Below are 18,663 nucleotides of genomic sequence, written 5' to 3' on the forward strand. Positions count from 1 at the left end.
AAGCAATCGACCGGGCTCATGGGGGTGAATGAGATAGATTCTCATTCACGGGTGGCCGCCGCCGCGCGGATCCGCCATCGAACGACCCATACAAGGCGTGCCCATGAGCCAGACCGCTGTCGATTCCTGCATCGATCATTCCGATCCTTCCCGTTTTTCTCCCATAGCCTTTCGCTCGCAGCTCGTCGCGATGATCGCCGAGCTGCTCGACGAACCCGTCGGCGAAATCGCGTCGCTCGACGATGACGAGGACCTGCTGAGCTGCGGCCTCGATTCAATCCGGCTGATGTATCTGCAGACGCGGGTGAACCGCCTCGGCTACGCGCTGACGTTCGATGCGCTCGCGCGCACGCCGACGCTCGGCGCGTGGGCCGAGCTGCTCGCGAATGCGCCGCGCGTCGCACCCGCGGCGCCCGACGTCGGGGCGGCCGAGGTTGCCGAGGTCGACGTGCATGCGCCGTTCGACTTGTCCGCGGTCCAGCAGGCGTACTGGCTTGGCCGCAGCGACGAAGAAGTGCTCGGCGGCGTGAGCTGTCACGCGTTCCTCGAGTTTCGCAGCCGCGCGATCGATCCCGTTCGTCTCGATGCGGCGTGCCGGCGTGTGCGTGCGCGCCATCCGATGCTGCGCGCGCGCTTCAGCGGCGGTCGCCAGCAGATCGTCGCGACGCCGGACGCGCCGGTGTTCGCGCATGCGGACTGGCGCGACAGGACGGCTGCCGATGCGCAAGCCGAATGGGAGTCGCTGCGCGCGCACCGGTCGCACGAGTGTCTCGACGTCGAGCACGCGCAGGTCTTCATGATGGGGCTCGCGCAGATGCCCGGCGGCGAGGATCGCGTGTGGCTGAGCGTCGACCTGCTCGCGGCCGACGTGGACAGCGTGCGGCTGCTGATGCAGGAGATCGGCGCCGCGTATGCCGAGCCTTCGGCGTTGCCCGATGCGCCGTCGACGTGGTTTCCGGCCTGGCTCGCGCGTCGCGCGGCCGATACGCGCGACGCGCGGGCCGCGGCGCGCGACGCCTGGCAGGCGCGGCTTGCCGCGTTGCCGGAAGGGCCGGCATTGCCGCTTGCCCGTGCGCCGGAAACGATCCGTGCGCCGCGTTTCAGCCGCGTCGCGCATACGCTGAGCACGGCCGAACTCGCGCGCCTGCAGGCGCGGGCCGCGCAGCATGGCGTCACGCTGTCGTCGGTGTTCGGCGCGGCGTTCGCCGCGGTGCTCGCGCGCTGGAGCGGCCGGCAGGCGTTCCTGCTCAACGTGCCGCTGTTCGACCGGCACGGCGATGCGCCCGACCTCGGCCGCGTGATCGCCGATTTCACGACGCTGCTGCTCGTCGAATGCGACATGCGCGCCGACGCAAGCGCGGCCGACACGGTGCGCGCGTTCCAGCAGCGGCTGCACGGCGCGATCGCACAGGCGGCCTATCCGGCGCTCGAAGTGCTGCGCGATGCGCGCCGGCAGGGCGCGCCGCGCGCCGCGCCTGTCGTGTTCTCGTGCAATCTCGGCGACGCGCCGTTCGTGCCCGACGCGTTCGCGCGCGTGTTCGGCGATCTGCACGACATGATTTCGCAGACGCCGCAGGTGTGGCTCGATCATCAGCTCTATCGCGTGCCGGACGGCGCGCTGCTCGCGTGGGACAGCGTCGACGGCCTGTTTCCCGACGGCATGATCGATGCGATGTTCGGCGCGTATGTCGCGCTCGTGCAGGCGCTGTGCGATCGCGACTGGCGGCTGCCGATCGCCGTCGAGCTGCCGTCCGCGCAGCGGCGCGTGCGCGATGCGCTCAACGCGGTGCCCGCGCCCGCGCGGCCGCGCGCGCTGCATGCCGATTTCTTCGCCTCGGCCGCGCGCGAGCCGGAGGCCGTCGCATTGCGGTGCGGCGAGCAGGTAGTGACGCGCGGCGAACTGGCTGCACAGGCGCTGTCGATCGCGGGCGGCCTGCGGGCGGCCGGCATCGGTCACGGCGATGCCGTCGAGATCAGCCTGCCGCGCGGGACCGCACAGGTGGCCGCGGTGTTCGGCGTGCTGGCCGCCGGCGCGTGCTACGTGCCGCTCGATATCGCTCAGCCAGCCGCGCGCAAGGCGCTGATCGAACGCGCGGCCGGTGTCAAGGCCGCGATCGGCGACGCGACGCTCGCCGATGCGCCGCTGCCGCATTTCGGCATCGCGGCGCTGATGCGGCACGAGCCGCTGGCCGTGCCGCTCGCGGTGGCGCCGCAGGCCACCGCTTACGTGATCTACACGTCCGGCTCGACGGGCGTGCCGAAGGGTGTCGAGATGACGCACGCGGCGGCGCTCAACACGATCGATGCGATCGATGCGCTGCTCGGCGTGCATGCGCAAGACCGTTTGCTCGCGGTATCGGCGCTCGATTTCGACCTGTCGGTGTACGACCTGTTCGGCGTGCTCGGCGCCGGCGCCGAACTCGTGCTGCCGACCCAGGACGACGCGCGCGACGCGGCGCGCTGGATCGAGCTGATCGCGCAGCATCGCGTGACGCTGTGGAATTCGGCGCCCGCGCTGCTGGAAATGGCGCTGGCGGTACCTGCTGCGGCTGACGCGTGCCGCAGCGTGCGCGCGGCGCTGCTGTCGGGCGACTGGATCACGCTCGACCTGCCGGCGCGCCTGCGCGAACGATGCGGCGACGCCTGCGCTTTCCATGCGCTCGGCGGCGCGACCGAGGCCGGCATCTGGTCGAACGTGCAGACGGTGCGCGACGTGCCGTCGCACTGGCGTTCGATTCCGTATGGCCGGCCGTTGCCGGGGCAGGCCTATCGTGTCGTCGACGCCGATGGCCGCGATGTGCCGGATTACGTGCCGGGCGAACTGCTGATTGGCGGCGACAGTCTCGCGCGCGGCTACCGGAACGATCCCGAACTGACCGCGCAGCGTTTCGTGCAGCAGGCGTCGGGCCGTTGGTATCGCACGGGCGACCGTGGCCGCTACTGGCCCGACGGCACGCTCGAATTCCTGGGGCGCGAGGATCGCCAGGTGAAGGTGCGCGGGCACCGGATCGAACTGGGCGAGATCGAGGCGGCGCTGGCCGCGCATCCGCTGATCGACGGTGCGTGCGCGAGCGTCGTCGGCGGCGAAGCCGCGCGTATCGCGGCTGCGTTCGTGCCGGCCGATCGCGCAGCGGATGCCACGCCGTCATCGCGCGCGCTCGCGGAAGCGGACCTGGCCGATACCGTGCACGCGGAAGCAGCCGTCGCGCGCGTGGTCGCCGATCGGCTGCTCGACGGCGATACGGGTTTGCCGCCGTCGCTGCGCGCGCACGGGCATGCAAAGGATGACGTAGCGATTTCGATCGACGGCGCGCTCGATCTGCTCGGCTGGCATGCCGCCGATCTCGACGACCTGACCGGCTCGCTGCGCGTGCTCGCCGCAGACCCTGAAGGCGCCGCGCGGCGTGTGCCGCTCGATCCGCGGATCGCGCCGCTCGCGTTCGCGGCGCGTTTGCCGGATGGTGCACGCGCGCTGCGCCAGTTTGGCGATGCGCTGCAGGCCCTGGCCGCCGCGCACACCGAGCCGGTGCGGGTCGCGGTGCTCGACGCGCGTGCCGGGCAATGGTTCGATGCGGGGCTCGGCGTGCTTGACGATCCGCGCTTCGACGTGACGCTGTTCGACGCGTCGCCAGGCCTGCTGCACAACGCGCAGGCGTACTTCGTACACACGACGCCGACGCTGCAGGCGATGCAGGACGGCCTGCTGCCCGCGCGCCATCTCGGCCGGTTCGATTGCGTGATCAGCTTCGCGGCGGCCCACCTGCGTGACGATCCGCGCGACACGTTCCGGATCGCAGCAGCGTTGCTGGCGCAGCATGGCCACTTGCTGCTCGCCGACGTGCTGCGCGATTCGCCGCTGCGTGAGCTCGTCGCGGGGGTGACGGGCGATGCGTCGCTGCCGCGGCCGTTTGCGCACGATGCGCTGGCGTCGGCGGCGCACGCGTGCGGCTTTGCGCTGGACGATTCCCGGAGCTGGCGCTCGACCGCCTTTGCGTGCATCGACGCGCGCCGTGTCGGCGAAGCGGCCCCGCAAGCGGCGCTGGCCGACTGGCTGCGCGACCGGCTGCCCGACGCGATGCGTCCCGATGCGCTGTGGTGCATCGCGCGCTGGCCGCTCAACGCGAACGGCAAGATCGATCGACGGGCGGTAGGCGACGCGCTTGCGCGAGCGCTCGGCGATGCGCCGGCCGCCCATGATGCGTTCGTGCCGGCCGACGAACGGCAGGCGACGCTGCTTGCGTGTTGGGAGCACGCGCTTGGCCGCCCGGCGAACGCGCGCGACGCGACGTTCTTCGCGCTCGGCGGCGACAGCCTGCTCGCGACGCGCCTGCTTGCGCAACTGCGCGAGCGGCTCGGCGTGCGGATCGGGATGGCTGCGTTCTACCGGCAGCCGACGCTCGCGGGTCTCGCCGCGCAGCTCGACGAGGCAGCATCGGCTGTGCCTGCGTCGAAGGCCGAGGGCGGCACACCGGTCGCCGCGATCGAGGAGGGCGTGCTGTGAGCTTCGATGACGTGCTCGATCTTTGCCGCGAACGCCAGATCGAACTGTGGTGCGACGACGGCGGCCAGTTGCGCTATCGCGCGCCGGCCGGCGCACTCGATGCGGAACTGGCCGCGCGCATCAAGGCCGAACGCGACGCGTTCGTCCGCTTCCTGCAGGACGGCGCGTGGCGCAGCGATCCGGCGCGCCGGCACGAGCGGTTCGCGCTGACGCCGGTGCAGGCCGCGTACGTGCTCGGCCGGCACGAATCGTTCGAGTTCGGCGGCAATGCGTGCCATCTGTACGTCGAATACGGCGAGCCCGCGAATCTCGACTGCGTGCGCTTCGAGGCGGCGTGGAATGCGTGCGTCGCGCGGCATCCGATGCTGCGCGCGATCGTCGAGGACAACGCATGGCAGCGCGTGCTGCCCGACGTGCCGTGGCAGCCGCTCACGGTGCACGACCTGCGCGGTGCCGATGCGAACGCATTCGACGCGCATGTAGGCAGCGTGCGCGCGCGCCTCGACCATGCGGTGCACGCGCTCGATCGCTGGCCGGTGCTGCAGCCGGAAGTGAGCCTCGGGCCGGAAGGCGCGGTGCTGCACCTGTCCGTCGATTTCACGCTGATCGACTACGCGAGCCTGCAATTGCTGCTCGCCGAATGGCGGCGCCGTTACGACGATCCGCAATGGCAGCCCGCGCCGCTCGACGCGACGTTCCGCGACTATGTCGTCAATGAAGCTCATGCCGGCACGCGCGCCGATCAGGCGCGCGACAAGGCGTGGTGGCTGGCGCGCATCGACGATCTGCCGACGCGCCCCGATCTGCCGGTGGTGCCCGCGAGGCGTGCCGACGCGCGGCCGCGTTTCACGCACCGGCATGCGCGGCTCGATCGTGCGCAATGGGCCGCGCTGAGCGGCCACGCGAGCCGCTTCGGGCTGAGCGCGGCAAGTGTCGCGCTGGCCGCGTTCGCCGAGGTCGTCGGCCGCTGGAGCCAGTCGCCCGCGTTTTGCCTGAACCTGACGGTGCTGAACCGTCCGCCCGTGCATCCGCGCATCGACGCGGTGCTCGGCGATTTCACCGCCCTGAGCCTGCTCGCGGTCGACGCGACGCAAGGGCGCGATTTCGTCGAGCGCGCCCGCACGATCGGCGCGCGGATGTTCGACGATCTCGACCATCGCGCGTTTACCGGCGTCGACGTGATGCGCGAACTCGCGCGGCGGCGCGGCAAGGATGCGGCGCTGATGCCGGTGGTGTTCACGAGCGGCATCGGCAGTGTGGGCCGCCTGCTCGGCGAGCACCCGTCTCGCGCCGAGCCGCCGCGCTACATGATCAGTCAGACGCCGCAGGTCTGGCTCGACTGCCAGGTGACCGACCAGTTCGGCGGGCTGGAAATCGGCTGGGACGTGCGCGACGACCTGTTTCCGGACGGAATGCCCGCGGCGATGTTCGATGCGTACGTCGCGCTGCTGGGCCGGCTCGCCGCCGATGCCGAATGGTGGTTGCGCGCGGGCGACATCGTGCTGCCGTCTGGCGCCCCCGTTGCCGATGTCCACCCGGATGCGGACACGCATATCGCGGCCGGCTTCGCCGCGCAGGCGTTGCGTACGCCCGATGCGCCGGTGGTGATCGATGCGCAGGGGGCGCGCACGTATCGCGACGTCGCGCAACACGCCGCGGCGCTGCGGTCCGCACTCGAACAGGCCGGCGTCGGCCCGGGCGACACCGTTGCCGTGCTGATGCCGAAGTGCGCGAACCAGCTCGCGGCCGTGCTCGCGATCGTCCAGGCGGGTGCCGCGTACGTGCCGGTCGACTGCCGTCAGCCGGCGCTGCGGCAACAGGCGATCCTGCGCAATGCTCGGGTGCGTGCGGTCGTCAGCGTGCAGGCGCTCGACTTCGACCATGATGGTTGCGTGCGCATCGATATCGATGCGTTGCCGGCCGATCCGCAATGGCCGCCGCGCGCTGCGCCCGATATCGACGGCGACGCGCTCGCGTACGTGATCTATACGTCGGGTTCCACCGGCGAGCCGAAGGGCGTGATGCTGAGCCACGCGGCCGTGTGCAACACGCTTGCCGACATCAGCGCGCGCCATCGAGTCGGTGACGGCGACGTGGTGCTCGGCCTGGCCGAACTGAGCTTCGACCTGTCCGTCTACGACTTCTTCGGCGCGACCGCGCGCGGCGCATGCGTCGTGCTGCCCGATCCGGCGCGCGGCAACGATCCGTCGCACTGGGCCGAGCTGATCGTGCGCCACCGCGTGACGCTGTGGAACTCGGTGCCCGCGCAAGGGCAGATGCTGATCGACTACCTCGAAGGCGAACCGGCGCTCGATGTGCCGGGGCCGCGCCGCGTGCTGTGGTCGGGCGACTGGATTCCGGTGACGCTGCCCGCGCGCTGGTGGCGGCGCTGGCCCGACAGCGGGCTGTTCAGCCTGGGTGGTGCGACCGAGGCATCGATCTGGTCGATCGAGCATCCGATTTGTCCGGCGGACACGCAGCTTGCCAGCATTCCGTACGGCCGCGCGCTGACCGGGCAGACGATGGAAGTGCTCGACGCGCTCGGCCGGCCATGCCCGCCCGGCGTGCGTGGCGAGATTCATATCGGCGGCGTGGGGCTTGCAACGGGTTACGCGAACGATCCCGTGCGAACGGCCGAACGCTTCATCCGGCATCGCGACGGGCGCAGGCTTTATCGCACCGGCGATCTTGGCCGCGTGCGCGCTGACGGTTCGCTCGAATTCCTCGGGCGGCAGGACGATCAGGTGAAGATCCGCGGCTATCGGATCGAGCTGGCCGAGATCGATGCGGCGCTGACCGCGCATCCGCTCGTCGGCGCGGCCGCGACGATCGTGCTCGGCGAAGGCGCGGAGCGCAGGCTCGCGAGCTTCGCGTCGCTGCACGGTGCGGAGCCGTCGACGTTGGCGCACGACGACGCGCTGCACGAGATCGCGCAGCACGTGCGCGTGGCGTTCGACGCCGCGCGCTGGCCCGCGCATGCGGACGTGGCGCGGTCGGTCGCCCAGCTCGAAGCGGCCTGCGTGGCGTCGCTGGCCGCGTGGATCGTGACGGCGGGCGCGCTGACCGAGTATGCCGCGACGGATTTTGCGACGTTGTGCGAACGGTTGCGCGTGCCGGCGGCTCGGCAGCACCTGCTGCGCCACTGGCTCGCGATGCTCGACAGGCACGGCGTGCTGCATGCGGATGCCGAAGCAGGCGGCTGGCGTCTGCGGCCCGATGCCGGCCACGCCGATGCTCACGCTTGCTGGGACGCGTTTGCGAAGGAGGCGTCGCCCGATCTGTGGCCTGCCGTCCTCGTCGACTACTTCCGCGACAGCGCGGGATGCATCGACGTGCAGGTGGACGGCAGCGTGTCGCCTGCCGGCCTGATGTTCCCGGAAGGCGCATCGCATATCGCCGACGCGATGTACAGCGACGGCGAACATGCGCACGCACTGCACGACGGGATGGCACAGGCCGTCCGCGCGATCGTCGCACGCGAGCCGCAGCGCCCATGGCGAATCCTCGAGATCGGCGCGGGAACGGCTGCGGCGACGCGGACGATCGTCGACGCGCTCGCGCCGCTGGTCGAAGCGGGCGTGCGGATCGACTACCTGTTCAGCGACGTGTCGAGCTATTTCCTCGCGGCCGCGCGCGAGCGCTTCGCCGCGTACCCGTGGATGCGGTTCGTGCGGTTCGACATGAATGCGCCGCTCGACGCGCAGGGCATCGCGCCGCATTCGATCGACGTCACGATCAGCTCCGGCGCGCTGAACAATGCGCGCGACACGGTCGCGCTGGTCGCCGGGCTGCGTGCGCTGTCGGCGGCCGATGCATGGTGGGTGATCCAGGAGCTGACGACCGAGCATCCGGAGATCAGCATCAGCCAGGGGCTGATGATGGAAACGCCGAGCGACGCGCGCGCCGAGGCGGCGCGGTTGTTCGTGCCGCGCGCGCAGTGGCTCGAATGGTTGCAGTCGGACGGGGGCGATCGTGCGCTGGGTTGCGTGGCGCCCGGCACGCCGCTCGACGTGCTCGGTTACGACATCCTGCTCGCGCACGTGAAGCGCGGCGCGGCGCGCATCGCGCCGGAAGCGCTGCTGGCGTTCGTCGCCGAGCGCGTGCCCGGCTATATGGTGCCGTCGCAATTGCGTGTGCTCGACCGTCTGCCCGTGACCGCGAACGGCAAGATCGACCGCCGTACGCTGGCCGGCATCGCCGACATCCGCGAGCCGGAGCCGGCGGCCGCTCGACCGGTGCGCGCGCAGACTGCCGCCGATCCGCTGCTGGCGCGGCTGATCGGCTTGTGGGAAGCCGTGCTCGATACGCGCAACGTCACGCCGGACCAGGACTTCTTCGCCGCGGGCGGCGATTCGCTGCTGATCGCTCAGCTTGTGTCGAGGCTGCGTGGCGAGGAACCGCTTGCACAAGCGCATCCGTTCGACCGGCTGCTGCGCTGGGTGCTCGCGCAACCGACGCCGGCCGCGTTCGCGCAATGCCTGCGCGATGCGGGCGAGCAGCAGGCGGGCGCACCGTCACCGGCCGTCCCGCGCGCGACTCACGCATCGGCGGTGATCCACGCGCCTGCGCCCCGCGTGCGCGCCGGCGTGCGCCCGATTCCGCTGGCGCCGGGCGACGGCGTGCCGCGCGTCATCGTGCACGAAGGGCTCGGCACCGTGCATGCGTATCGGCCGGTCATGCCGGCGCTCGCGCGGCTCGGCCCGGTGCTCGGCTTCGCGGTGCGCGACGCGCAGGACTATCTCGATGTGCCGGCGCGCCACCTGAACGCGACGCTCGGCCGGCGTTATGCCGATGCGTTGTGGCGCACCGGCGTGCGCGAGGTCGACGTGCTCGGCTACTGCTCGGGCGGGCTGGTCGCGCTCGAAATGGCGAAGTCGCTGGTGCAGCTTGGCGTTGAAGTGCGCACGCTCGACATCGTGTCGAGCTACCGGATTCCGTACCTGATCGAAGACGAGCGGCTCGTGCTGTTCAACTTCGCGGCGACGCTCGGGCTGCCGCTCGACGCGCTCGGGTTTCCGGAAACGTATGTGCTGGCCGACGCGCTCGCCGACGCATTGAAGGCCGACCCCGCGCGTCTCGCGCCCGGCAGCCTGCAGGCGCAGCTGGAGATTTTCGGCGATCGCTGCGAGCCGCTCGATGCATTGCGCCGCCGCGTGCTGCGCGCGGCCGCCGGATTGTCGATGCAGGACGAGCTCGCGCATCCGCTGCTCGACGAACGCGAACGGCTGTACCGGCTCTTCATGCATTCGGTGCAGGCGAGCCACTGGGCGGGCGACGCGCCTTACGCGGGTGCGCTGCGGCTGTTCGTGCCGGAGCGCTGCAACCCGCTGATTCCGCAGCAGCGCGCGGCGCTCACCGAATACTGGACGGCGCAGGCGCTCGGCGGCATCACGCCCGTCGATATCCCCGGCGGTCATTTCGACTGCCTGAATGCCGCGTTCGTCGACACCCGCCTGAAGGAGGCGCAATGAAGGTCCATCCGCTTCCGGTCGTCGTGGCCGGCTCCCGCTTCGGCCAGTTCTATGCGGCGGGCATCGCCGCGTCCGATGCGTATTGCGTCGCGGGCATCCTGGGGCAAGGCAGTGCGCGCACCGCCGCGCTGGCCGCGCGCGTCGGCGCGCCCGTGTTCGACCGTCCGGAAGCGCTGCCCGACGACGTACGCGTGGCATGCGTCGCGGTCGGTGGCGCGGCGCGCGGCGCCGACGGGGCCGCGCTCGCGTGCCGGCTGCTCGAACGCGGGATCGATGTCGTGATCGAGCATCCGCTGCTGCCCGGCGAATGGGATCGCGTGCTGCGCAGCGCGTCGCGTCATGGCCGCCGCTGCCTGCTCAACAGCTTCTATCCGAACCTGCCGGTCGTCTCCCGCTTCATCGCCGTCGCGCGGCGGCTGCGCGAGACGAGTGCGCCGGTGCATGCGGATGTCGTGTGCTCGGTGCAGGCCAGTTTCGCGGCGCTCGACGTGCTCGCGGCCGCGCTGCAGGGCGTGGGCCCGTGGTCGGTCGAACCGATCGGGCCGGCCCTGTCGTCGATGCGCGAATGCGCGATGGTGCTGGCCGAAACACCGGTCTCGCTGCGCGTGCACAACGAGATGGCGGCAGCCGACGACGGCCGCATGAGCATGCTGTTCGGCATCACGCTGACGACGGATGCCGGCACGTGGACACTCGCGTCGCCGCATGGCCCGCTGTGGTGGGCGCCGGCGCTGCGCGAACCGGAGATCGACGAACACGGGCTGTTCCCGATCTTCGGCGACGCGGCGGGCAGCGACATGCCGAGCATCCAGATCTGCGACGACGCGCGCGACACGTGGGGCGCGATTCATGCGCGCGGCTGGCCGCAGGCGGCCGTGCGCGCGGTCGATCGGCTCGTGTCGGGCGAAGGGCTGCAGGCGTGCAACCAGCGCAGCATCGACGTGACGCGCGTCTGGCAGCAACTGACGATGCAGCTCGGTTTTCCGGAGCCGCCGCCGGGCGACGCGTGCGCGGCCACGCTCGGCATGCTGCTGGAGCGTGCCGCATGAAGGGGCCGTTGCTGTCGATGTTGCGGCCGTTCGCGGCGCCGCTCGTGGCGGCGGTCGTGCTGCAGGCGCTGGCGGGTGTCGCATCGCTCGTGCCGTGGCTCGCGCTCGGCCGGGTCGCCGACGCGTGGCGCGCGGCGGCGCAGCTCGACGCGACGGCGCGCGGCTGGCTCGTCGCGGCCGTGGTGGCCGGCGGGTGCTGGCTGGGCGGCCAGACGGTCGCGCTGCACCTGACGCACCGTGTCGACGCCGATCTCGCCGATCGCTTGCGCAGGCGCCTCGCCGATCATCTGCAACGCTTGCCGCTCGGCTGGTTCGCGCGTGCGGGCAGCGATCGCGTCGCGCGTCACGTCGACCAGGACGTGCGTGCGCTGCACCAGCTCGTCGCGCATGCGCCGGCCGACGTCACGCAGCTGATCGTCGTGCCGTGCGCGGCGCTCGCGTGCCTGCTTTACCTGAATCCCGCGCTGCTCGCGTTCGCGCTCGTGCCGCTCGTCGCGGGCGTCGCACTGTTTCGCTGGATGCGATCGGCGCGGTTCGTACCGGCCGTCGCGGCGCGCAACGCGGCCCTCGAAGGGCTGATGGGCGACTACGCGCAGCTCGCGCAGAATCCGGCGCTCGTGCGGCAGTACCCGGGCGCCGGCATCGAGGCGGCCGCGCTGGAGTCGACCGGGCGCTTCGAACAGGCGTTTTCGGCGTGGGTCGGCCGTGTCGGCGGGCCCGGCGCGTGCACGCAGGTGCTGCTCGGCACGCCGTTCCTGCTCGCGTGGGTCATGCTCGGCGCGATGGGGCTGACGGCAGGCCGCTTGCCGGTCGGTGAACTGTGCGCGTTCGCGCTGCTGATCTGGGCGGTCGCCGCGCCGGTGCGCGCGCTCGGCCACGGCGCCGACGCATTGCGCGAAGCGCGAGCGGCCGCCGCACGCCTTGATGCGTTGCTCGCCCAGCCGGGCCTGCCCGAGCCGGCCGATGGCGCCGCACAGGTGCCGCGCGACGCGTCGCTCGAGCTGCGCGGTGTGCGTGTCGACGTCGACGGCACGTCGATCCTGCGCGACATCGATGCGACGATCGCGGCAGGCACGACCACCGCGATCGTCGGGCCGTCGGGCGCGGGCAAGAGCACGCTGCTGATGCTGCTCGCGCGCTTCATGGATCCGGACCACGGCACGGTGCGGCTCGGCGGCGCCGATCTGCGGCTGCTCGCGTCGGATACGCGGCGCGAACAGGTGGCGATGGTGTTCCAGCAGGCCGCCGCGCTCGACGTGTCGATTGCCGCGAACATTGCGCTTTACCGGCCGGATGCCGACCGCGACGCGATTCGCGCGGCCGCGCGTGCGGCCTGCCTCGACGAACGCATCGACGCGTTGCCGGGCGGCTACGACTGCGTGTGCGGGCGCGACGTGCGGCTGTCCGGCGGCGAACTACAGCGGCTCGCGATCGCGCGCGCGTGGTTGTCGCCGGCGCCGTTGCTGCTGCTCGACGAACCGGCCTCGGCGCTCGATCCGCAAACCGGGCGTGCGTTGCGCAATGCGCTGCGCGGCGACGCGCGCACGCGCGTGATCGTCAGCCATGATCTCGACGCGATCCGGCATGCGGACCAGATTCTCGTGATGGATCGCGGCCGCATCGTCGAGCGCGGCACGCATGCGGCGCTGCTGGCCGCGCGCGGGTTGTATGCGCGGCTATGGCGCGAACGCGGTGCCGCAGGCGGGGAGGCCGCATGATGATGACGACGCTCAAACGTTTGCAGTGCCTGCCCTCCGAAACCCGCCGCGCGCTGTGGCGCGGGGTCGGCTGGGCGGTGGCCGCCGCGTTGCTCGACGGCGCCTGCGGGTTGCTGCTCGTGCCGTTGATCCGCGCATGGTTCGCCGGCGTGCCTGCGGCCGTGCTGCACTGGACGATCGCGCTCGGCGCGCTGACCCTTTGCCACGCCTTCGTGCTGTACGTCGCGCAGCGCGGCGGCTATCGCGCGGGCGGCGCGCTCGCGGCCGGTCTCGTCGAACGCCTCGTGCGGCACCTGCCGCGCATCGCGTCGTGGCAGACGGTGCGCGACAGTCATCCGGCCGGGCTGCTGCGCGGGCCGGTCATGCAGGCGATGGGGATACCGGCGCACCTGCTCGGGCCGCTGATCGGCGCGGTCGTGACCCCGCTCGCGGTCGTCGCGGGGCTCGTGTGGATCGACTGGCGCATCGCGCTGTGCCTCGCGGCCGCCGCCGTGTTGTTGTTCGCGCTGCTCGAACGCGGCGGGACACGGACGCTCGCCTTCGAACAGGCCCGCGCGTCCGGCGATCGCGACATGGCCGTACAGCTTCAGACCTTCGCCGCGCATCAGGGGCTGTTGCGCTTCGCGGGCCAGGAAGGTGACGCGCGCGCGGCGCTGCAGCACGCGTTCGACGAGCAGCATCGCCGCACCCGTGCGCTGATGCGACGCTCGCTGCCGATCGAGCTCGGTTTCGCGGGCGCGGTGCAGGGCGTGTTCGTCGCGATGCTGGTCGGCGGCGCGTGGGCCGTCTCGGCCGGCCGGCTCGATGCCGCGACGGCCGTGGCGGTGCTCGTGCTGCTCGTTCGCTTCATCGAGCCGCTCGCGCAGCTCACCCAGCTCGACCAGGCGCTGCGCGGCGGCTGGCGCGCGCTCGACACCGTGCTCGCGGTACTGCATGCGCCGCGTTTCGACAGCCCGGAGCGCGGCACGCCGGTACACGATGCGAGCGTCGACGCGGTGCGCGTCGGCTACCGGTCGGCCAGCGGCGCGACGCTGCTCGACGGCGTCGACCTGCATTGCCCGGCGGGCGGCTTCGTCGCGATCGTCGGCCCGACGGGCGCGGGCAAGAGCACGCTGCTGGGCCTGCTTGCACGGCTCGACGATCCCGTCGCCGGGCGCGTGCTGCTCGGCCGCTCCGATGTGCGGCACCTGAGCGAGGCGACGCTCGCCGCGACGCGCAACCTCGTGTTCCAGGACAACGGGCTGTTCCGCGGCAGCCTCGCGTGGAATGTGCGGATGGGCCGCCCGGATGCGACCGACGCCGAACTGCGCGCCGCGCTGGACGCGGTCGGCCTGCTGCGCGACGCCGAGCGCTTGCCGGACGGGCTCGAGTCCGACGTGGGGCCGGGCGGCCAGTTGCTGTCGGGCGGGCAGCGCCAGCGTGCGTGCCTCGCGCGCGCGCTGCTGGCGCGTGCGCCGGTGCTGATGTTCGACGAGCCGACCGCGAGCCTCGACGAACTGAGCGCGCGGCGCGTGCGCGACAGTCTCGTCGCGCTGCGCGGGCAGCGCACGCGCATCGTCGTCACGCATCAGCCGGCGCTCGCGGCGGCCGCCGACACGATCGTCGTGCTCGACGCGGGCCGGGTGCGGGCGACCGGCATGCATGCGCAACTGGTCGAGACCGATGCCTGGTACGCGACGTTCGCCCGCGCCGGACAGCCGCCCGACGCGCCACCGGCCGCCGAAGCGGACGTGGACGTGGACGTGGACGTGGACGTGGACGCGCAAGCGCGACCGGCCGAATCCGAACACTGACGTGAACAATGCGATCCGGCATGCCCGGGATCGATAGGAAAAGCCCCTCGATCGAAAAAGCGCCCGCCGGTTCTATTTGATAATGAGAATGATTATCAAATGCGGGGGCGTGAATGCGGTACGAGGTGCTGGAACCTGGGAGATCAAGGACGAAGGGCGCGCGCGTCGCCCGTTTGCGGCGAGGGTGCTGGCGCCAGTCGCTGTATCTGGGCCTGCTGATCGCCGCGCATCCGGCGGCGGCGTTCGCGGATGCGGCGCCGGCGGCCGACGCGGAAGTCCGGAAGGAGGAAACGACCGCCGTGAAGCCCGCCGCGGGCGAACTGAAGGCGATTTCGGTGTCCGCGTCGCGCGGCGTGGCCGACGATCCGTCGGTCGCGACGGTCGGCAAGATGCCGCTTGCGCTGAGGGAGATTCCACAGTCGGTCAGCGTGACGACGCGTGAGCGGATCGACCAGCAGAACCTGTACTCGCTCGACGAAGTGATGCAGCAGTCGGCGGGCGTGACGGTGCAGCCTTACGTGCTGCTCACCACCGCGTATTTCGTGCGCGGCTTCAAGGTCGATTCGTTCGAATTCGACGGCGTGCCGGTGGTGATCGGCGACATGGCGAGCGCGCCGCAGGACATCTCCGTGTACGAGCGCGTGGAAATCCTGCGCGGCGCGAACGGCCTGCTGCACGGCTCGGGCAACCCGGCCGCGACGGTCAACCTCGTGCGCAAGCGGCCGCAGTACCAGTTCTCCGCGAACGCGAGCGTGAGCGTCGGCAGCTGGGACCGCTATCGCGCGGAAGCCGACATCGGCGGGCCGCTCAATGCGGCCGGCACCGTGCGCAGCCGGCTCGTCGCCGCCTACGAGGATCGCCATTTCTTCTACGACCACGCCAAGCAGGACACGCGGTCGATCTACGGCATCACGGAAGTCGACGTGACGCGCGACACGCTGCTCACGTTCGGCGCGCAATACCAGACGACCCGGTCGGTGCCCGACATGTCCGGCGTGCCGATGGCGCGCGACGGGTCGAGCCTCGGCCTGCCGCGCTCGACGTTCCTCGACACCGCGTGGGGCCACTTCGACTGGGACACGACGCGCGCGTTCGCATCGGTCGAGCAGAAGCTCGGCGCCGGCTGGAAGGCGAAGGTCAGCGGCGAATACCAGAGCGTGCGCTCGGACCTGAAATACGCGGGCTCGTACGGCGCGATCGACCCGGCGACCGGCGCGGGCGGCGCGCTGACGGGCGGCGCGTACCAGTTCAGCAGCTACAGCCGCAGCCTCGATGCGAACGTGCAGGGCCCGGTGCACGCGTTCGGGCTCACGCACGACCTGTTGTTCGGCGTGACCTACGCGAACAGCAGCAGCGGGCAGATGTCGGCGCAACTCCTGGGCAACGTGGCCGGCACGCCGGTGAACGTGTACCGCTGGAACCCGAGCAGCGTGCCCGAGCCGGACGTTGGCCCGTACCAGCAGTCGCAGCAGAACGACATTTCGCAGAAGGGCGTGTACGGGCTCGGCCGCATCAAGCTCGCGGAACCCGTCACGCTCGTGCTCGGCGGCCGCGTGAGCTGGTGGAACCAGGACAGCCTCGGCGCGCACTACAACACCGGCCACCAGTTCACGCCGTACGGCGGGCTGATCTGGGATTTCGCGCGCGACTGGTCGTGGTACGCAAGCTATGCGGAAGTGTTTCAGCCGCAAACCAAGTCGATGTGGGGCGGCGGCATCCTGACGCCGGTGAAGGGGCGCACCTACGAGACGGGCGTGAAGGGCGAACTGGCGGGCGGCAAGCTCAACGTGTCGCTCGCGGCGTTCCGCATCGATCTCGACAACAACCCGCAGGTCGATCTCGCGCATCCGTGCGCGGGGCCGAACTGCTACTACGTGAACGGCGGCAGCGTGCGCAGCCAGGGCTTCGAGTTCGAGGCGAACGGCCGCATCACGCCGTGGTGGAGCGTGTGGGCGAGCTACACGTACGACACGATGCGCTATGCGGACAACCTCGCGAACGCGGGCTCGTCGTTCGCGCCGCTGCTGAACCCGCGCCACCTGTTCCGGCTGTGGACCAACTACGACCTGCCGTGGCAGGAGCGGCGCTGGAGCATCGGCGGCGGCCTGCAGGTGCAGAGCAATTACTCGGCGCAGGCGAACGGCGTCACGATGAGCCAGGGCGGCTACGCGCTCGCGAGCGTGCGGCTCGGCTACCGCTACGACAAGCGCTGGAGCGCGGCGGTCAACGTCAACAACCTGTTCGACCGCAAGTACTACCTGAGCCTGAGCAACCCGGGCTGGAACAACCGCTACGGGGAACCGCGCAACGTGATGCTGACCGTGCGCGGGCAGTTCTGATGGCGGGCGGCTGGGGTACGCGGGCGGCGCTCGCGATCGGCGGCGTGCTGCCGGGCTCGGTCGCGCTGGCGGTCACGCTGGCCCGTCATTACCCGGCCGACGGATTGAACCGGCTCTACGCGGCCGTGCTGCTGTCGCTCGCCGCGGGCGTCGCCGCGCTGCTGTGGGTGCTCGTCGCGCCCGGGCGGCGGCAGGCTGCGTGGCGCGCGGGGGCATGGCTCGCGGTGCTCGTGCCCTGCGCGATGCTCTGGGGAGGGCGCTGACATGGACGCTTCGTCGCGTTCGCGCTGGCGCGCGCTGCACCGCGGCGCCGGTGCGCTGTTCGGCGTGGTGTTGTTCGTCGTGCTGTTCAGCGGTACCTGGAGTCTCGCGACCGATTCGATGCAGGGCTGGTGGCGGCCAGCGTCGATCGCCGTCGCGCGGCCCTTGCTGCCGCTCGATGCGCTTGTCGCGCGTGCCGCGGCGCTCGGCGTTTCGTTGCGCGATGCGCGCATCGTGCTGCCGCAACCGGACGATCCGGCGATCCGCTTCTGCGACGCGCGCCAGGCGTGCACGCTGGCGCTCGACCCGGCGACGGGCGAGCGGGTGGCCGACGGCGCACGCGCGGCGTTGCTCGTCACGCTGCACAAGACGCTGTTCGCGGGCTTTCCCGGGCGCATCTTCGTGAGCCTGTGGGGCATCGTGCTGCTCGTGCTCATCGTTGCGGGCCTGGTCGTGCATCACCGGCGCTGGCCCGACGCGGCGCGTATCCGGCGCGATAAAGGGCTGCGCGCCGCGCTGTTCGACCTGCACGCGTGGATCGGCCTGTGGGGCTCCCCGTGGCTCGTGTTGTTCGCGTTCACGGGTGCGTTGTCGGGGCTCGGCGCGCTCGGCACGGTGTCGCTCGCGGGCGTCGCCTATCCGGGGCAGCCGCAGCGCGCGTTCGCCGAACTGCTCGGCGGGCCGCCGCCTGCCGCGGCCGGCGACGCGTGGCAACGCCCGCCCGATCTCGATGCGCTGCTGCGGCGCGACGCGGCGCGCATCGCGGATTTCCGACCCGAAGCGGTCGTGCTGCATGGCTGGGGCGATGCGAACGCGCGCGTCGAGATTGCCGGTACGACCGCCGGCCTGCCGAGTACGGCGGTGTTCGAGCGTCACCTGTATCGCGCGGCGGACGGGCAATGGCTCGCGGATGCCACGTCGCGCGGCCGCGGCTTCTGGCTGCGTACGTTCATCGCGGTGCAGCCGCTGCATTTCGCGCAATACGGCTGGGTGGGGGCGATGGGCGGCGTGCTGCGCGTCGTGCATTTCCTGATGGGGCTCGCCGCGTGCGCGCTGTGCGCGACGGGGCTGCATCTGTGGATCGAGCGGCGGCGGGCGCAGCAGGATCGCGCCGCGAACGTGCTGGCCGCGATCGCCGTCGGCACATGCGGCGGGCTCGTGCTCGCGGGCGGCGTGCTGCTGTTCGCGGGGCGCGCGCTACCCGACGGCGTGCACGTCGACCATGCGCTCGCGATGCTGTTCTGGGCCGTGTGGGGCGGCGCGGTCGCGCTTGCGGCCGGTGTGGACGATCGCGCGGCATGGCTGCGCAGGCTGATGCGCGCGGCCGGCGCCGCGTACGGGCTGGCCGGCGTGACGCACTGCGCGATCGCGCTGCTCGGCGCGGGCGAACCCGTGTACTGGCCGATCGACGCGGCGCTCGTCGCATTCGGCGCATTGCTGTTGCGTGCCGCGCGTCGTCCGCGCCGCGACGCGATACGTGCCGCGCGCGTGCCGGCCAGCGTCGAACCTTTTTAATGTCATGCAACTGGAG

Annotated in this window: 8 protein-coding genes; all 8 read left to right on the forward strand. The window is 71.5% G+C overall.

Annotated features, from left to right (window positions below):
- Nucleotides 1-103: 103 nt before the first annotated feature.
- Nucleotides 104-4,501, forward strand: coding sequence for a non-ribosomal peptide synthetase (locus tag HWX36_RS16835; protein ID WP_175953179.1), 4,398 nt, complete (start codon nt 104-106; stop codon nt 4,499-4,501).
- Complete coding sequence (locus HWX36_RS16840) at nt 4,498-9,972, forward strand: non-ribosomal peptide synthetase (protein ID WP_175953180.1); 5,475 nt, start codon at nt 4,498-4,500, stop codon at nt 9,970-9,972. Before HWX36_RS16835 ends, HWX36_RS16840 begins: the two co-directional genes overlap by 4 nt.
- Nucleotides 9,969-11,021 carry a Gfo/Idh/MocA family oxidoreductase gene (locus tag HWX36_RS16845; RefSeq protein WP_175953181.1) on the forward strand — a complete coding sequence of 351 codons (1,053 nt, stop codon included), beginning with the start codon at nt 9,969-9,971 and terminating at the stop codon, nt 11,019-11,021. The genes HWX36_RS16840 and HWX36_RS16845 overlap by 4 nt, the downstream gene beginning before the upstream one ends.
- Nucleotides 11,018-12,739 (forward strand): ABC transporter ATP-binding protein, encoded by a 1,722-nt coding sequence (locus HWX36_RS16850; RefSeq protein WP_175953182.1) that lies wholly within the window; start codon nt 11,018-11,020, stop codon nt 12,737-12,739. Before HWX36_RS16845 ends, HWX36_RS16850 begins: the two co-directional genes overlap by 4 nt.
- Nucleotides 12,739-14,532, forward strand: coding sequence for an ABC transporter ATP-binding protein (locus HWX36_RS16855; RefSeq protein WP_279613390.1), 1,794 nt, complete (start codon nt 12,739-12,741; stop codon nt 14,530-14,532). Before HWX36_RS16850 ends, HWX36_RS16855 begins: the two co-directional genes overlap by 1 nt.
- A 113-nt stretch (nt 14,533-14,645) precedes the next feature.
- The gene (locus HWX36_RS16860; protein WP_175953184.1) at nt 14,646-16,871 is read left to right on the forward strand and encodes a TonB-dependent siderophore receptor; all 2,226 of its coding nucleotides are present in this window, start codon (nt 14,646-14,648) and stop codon (nt 16,869-16,871) included.
- Nucleotides 16,871-17,134 carry a hypothetical protein gene (locus tag HWX36_RS16865; RefSeq protein WP_175953185.1) on the forward strand — a complete coding sequence of 88 codons (264 nt, stop codon included), beginning with the start codon at nt 16,871-16,873 and terminating at the stop codon, nt 17,132-17,134. The genes HWX36_RS16860 and HWX36_RS16865 overlap by 1 nt, the downstream gene beginning before the upstream one ends.
- Nucleotide 17,135: 1 nt before the next feature.
- The gene (locus HWX36_RS16870; protein WP_175953186.1) at nt 17,136-18,647 is read left to right on the forward strand and encodes a PepSY-associated TM helix domain-containing protein; all 1,512 of its coding nucleotides are present in this window, start codon (nt 17,136-17,138) and stop codon (nt 18,645-18,647) included.
- Nucleotides 18,648-18,663: the final 16 nt, after the last annotated feature.

Origin of the sequence: Burkholderia sp. BCC0405, from assembly GCF_902833075.1 — a bacterium.
Classification (GTDB): Bacteria; Pseudomonadota; Gammaproteobacteria; order Burkholderiales; family Burkholderiaceae; genus Burkholderia.

Coding starts and splice junctions, on each gene's coding strand:
- HWX36_RS16835 (WP_175953179.1), top strand. CDS start 104: ATGAGCCAGACCGCTGTCGATTCCTGCATCGATCATTCCGATCCTTCC.
- HWX36_RS16845 (WP_175953181.1), top strand. CDS start 9,969: ATGAAGGTCCATCCGCTTCCGGTCGTCGTGGCCGGCTCCCGCTTCGGC.
- HWX36_RS16850 (WP_175953182.1), top strand. CDS start 11,018: ATGAAGGGGCCGTTGCTGTCGATGTTGCGGCCGTTCGCGGCGCCGCTC.
- HWX36_RS16855 (WP_279613390.1), top strand. CDS start 12,739: ATGATGACGACGCTCAAACGTTTGCAGTGCCTGCCCTCCGAAACCCGC.
- HWX36_RS16860 (WP_175953184.1), top strand. CDS start 14,646: ATGCGGTACGAGGTGCTGGAACCTGGGAGATCAAGGACGAAGGGCGCG.
- HWX36_RS16865 (WP_175953185.1), top strand. CDS start 16,871: ATGGCGGGCGGCTGGGGTACGCGGGCGGCGCTCGCGATCGGCGGCGTG.
- HWX36_RS16870 (WP_175953186.1), top strand. CDS start 17,136: ATGGACGCTTCGTCGCGTTCGCGCTGGCGCGCGCTGCACCGCGGCGCC.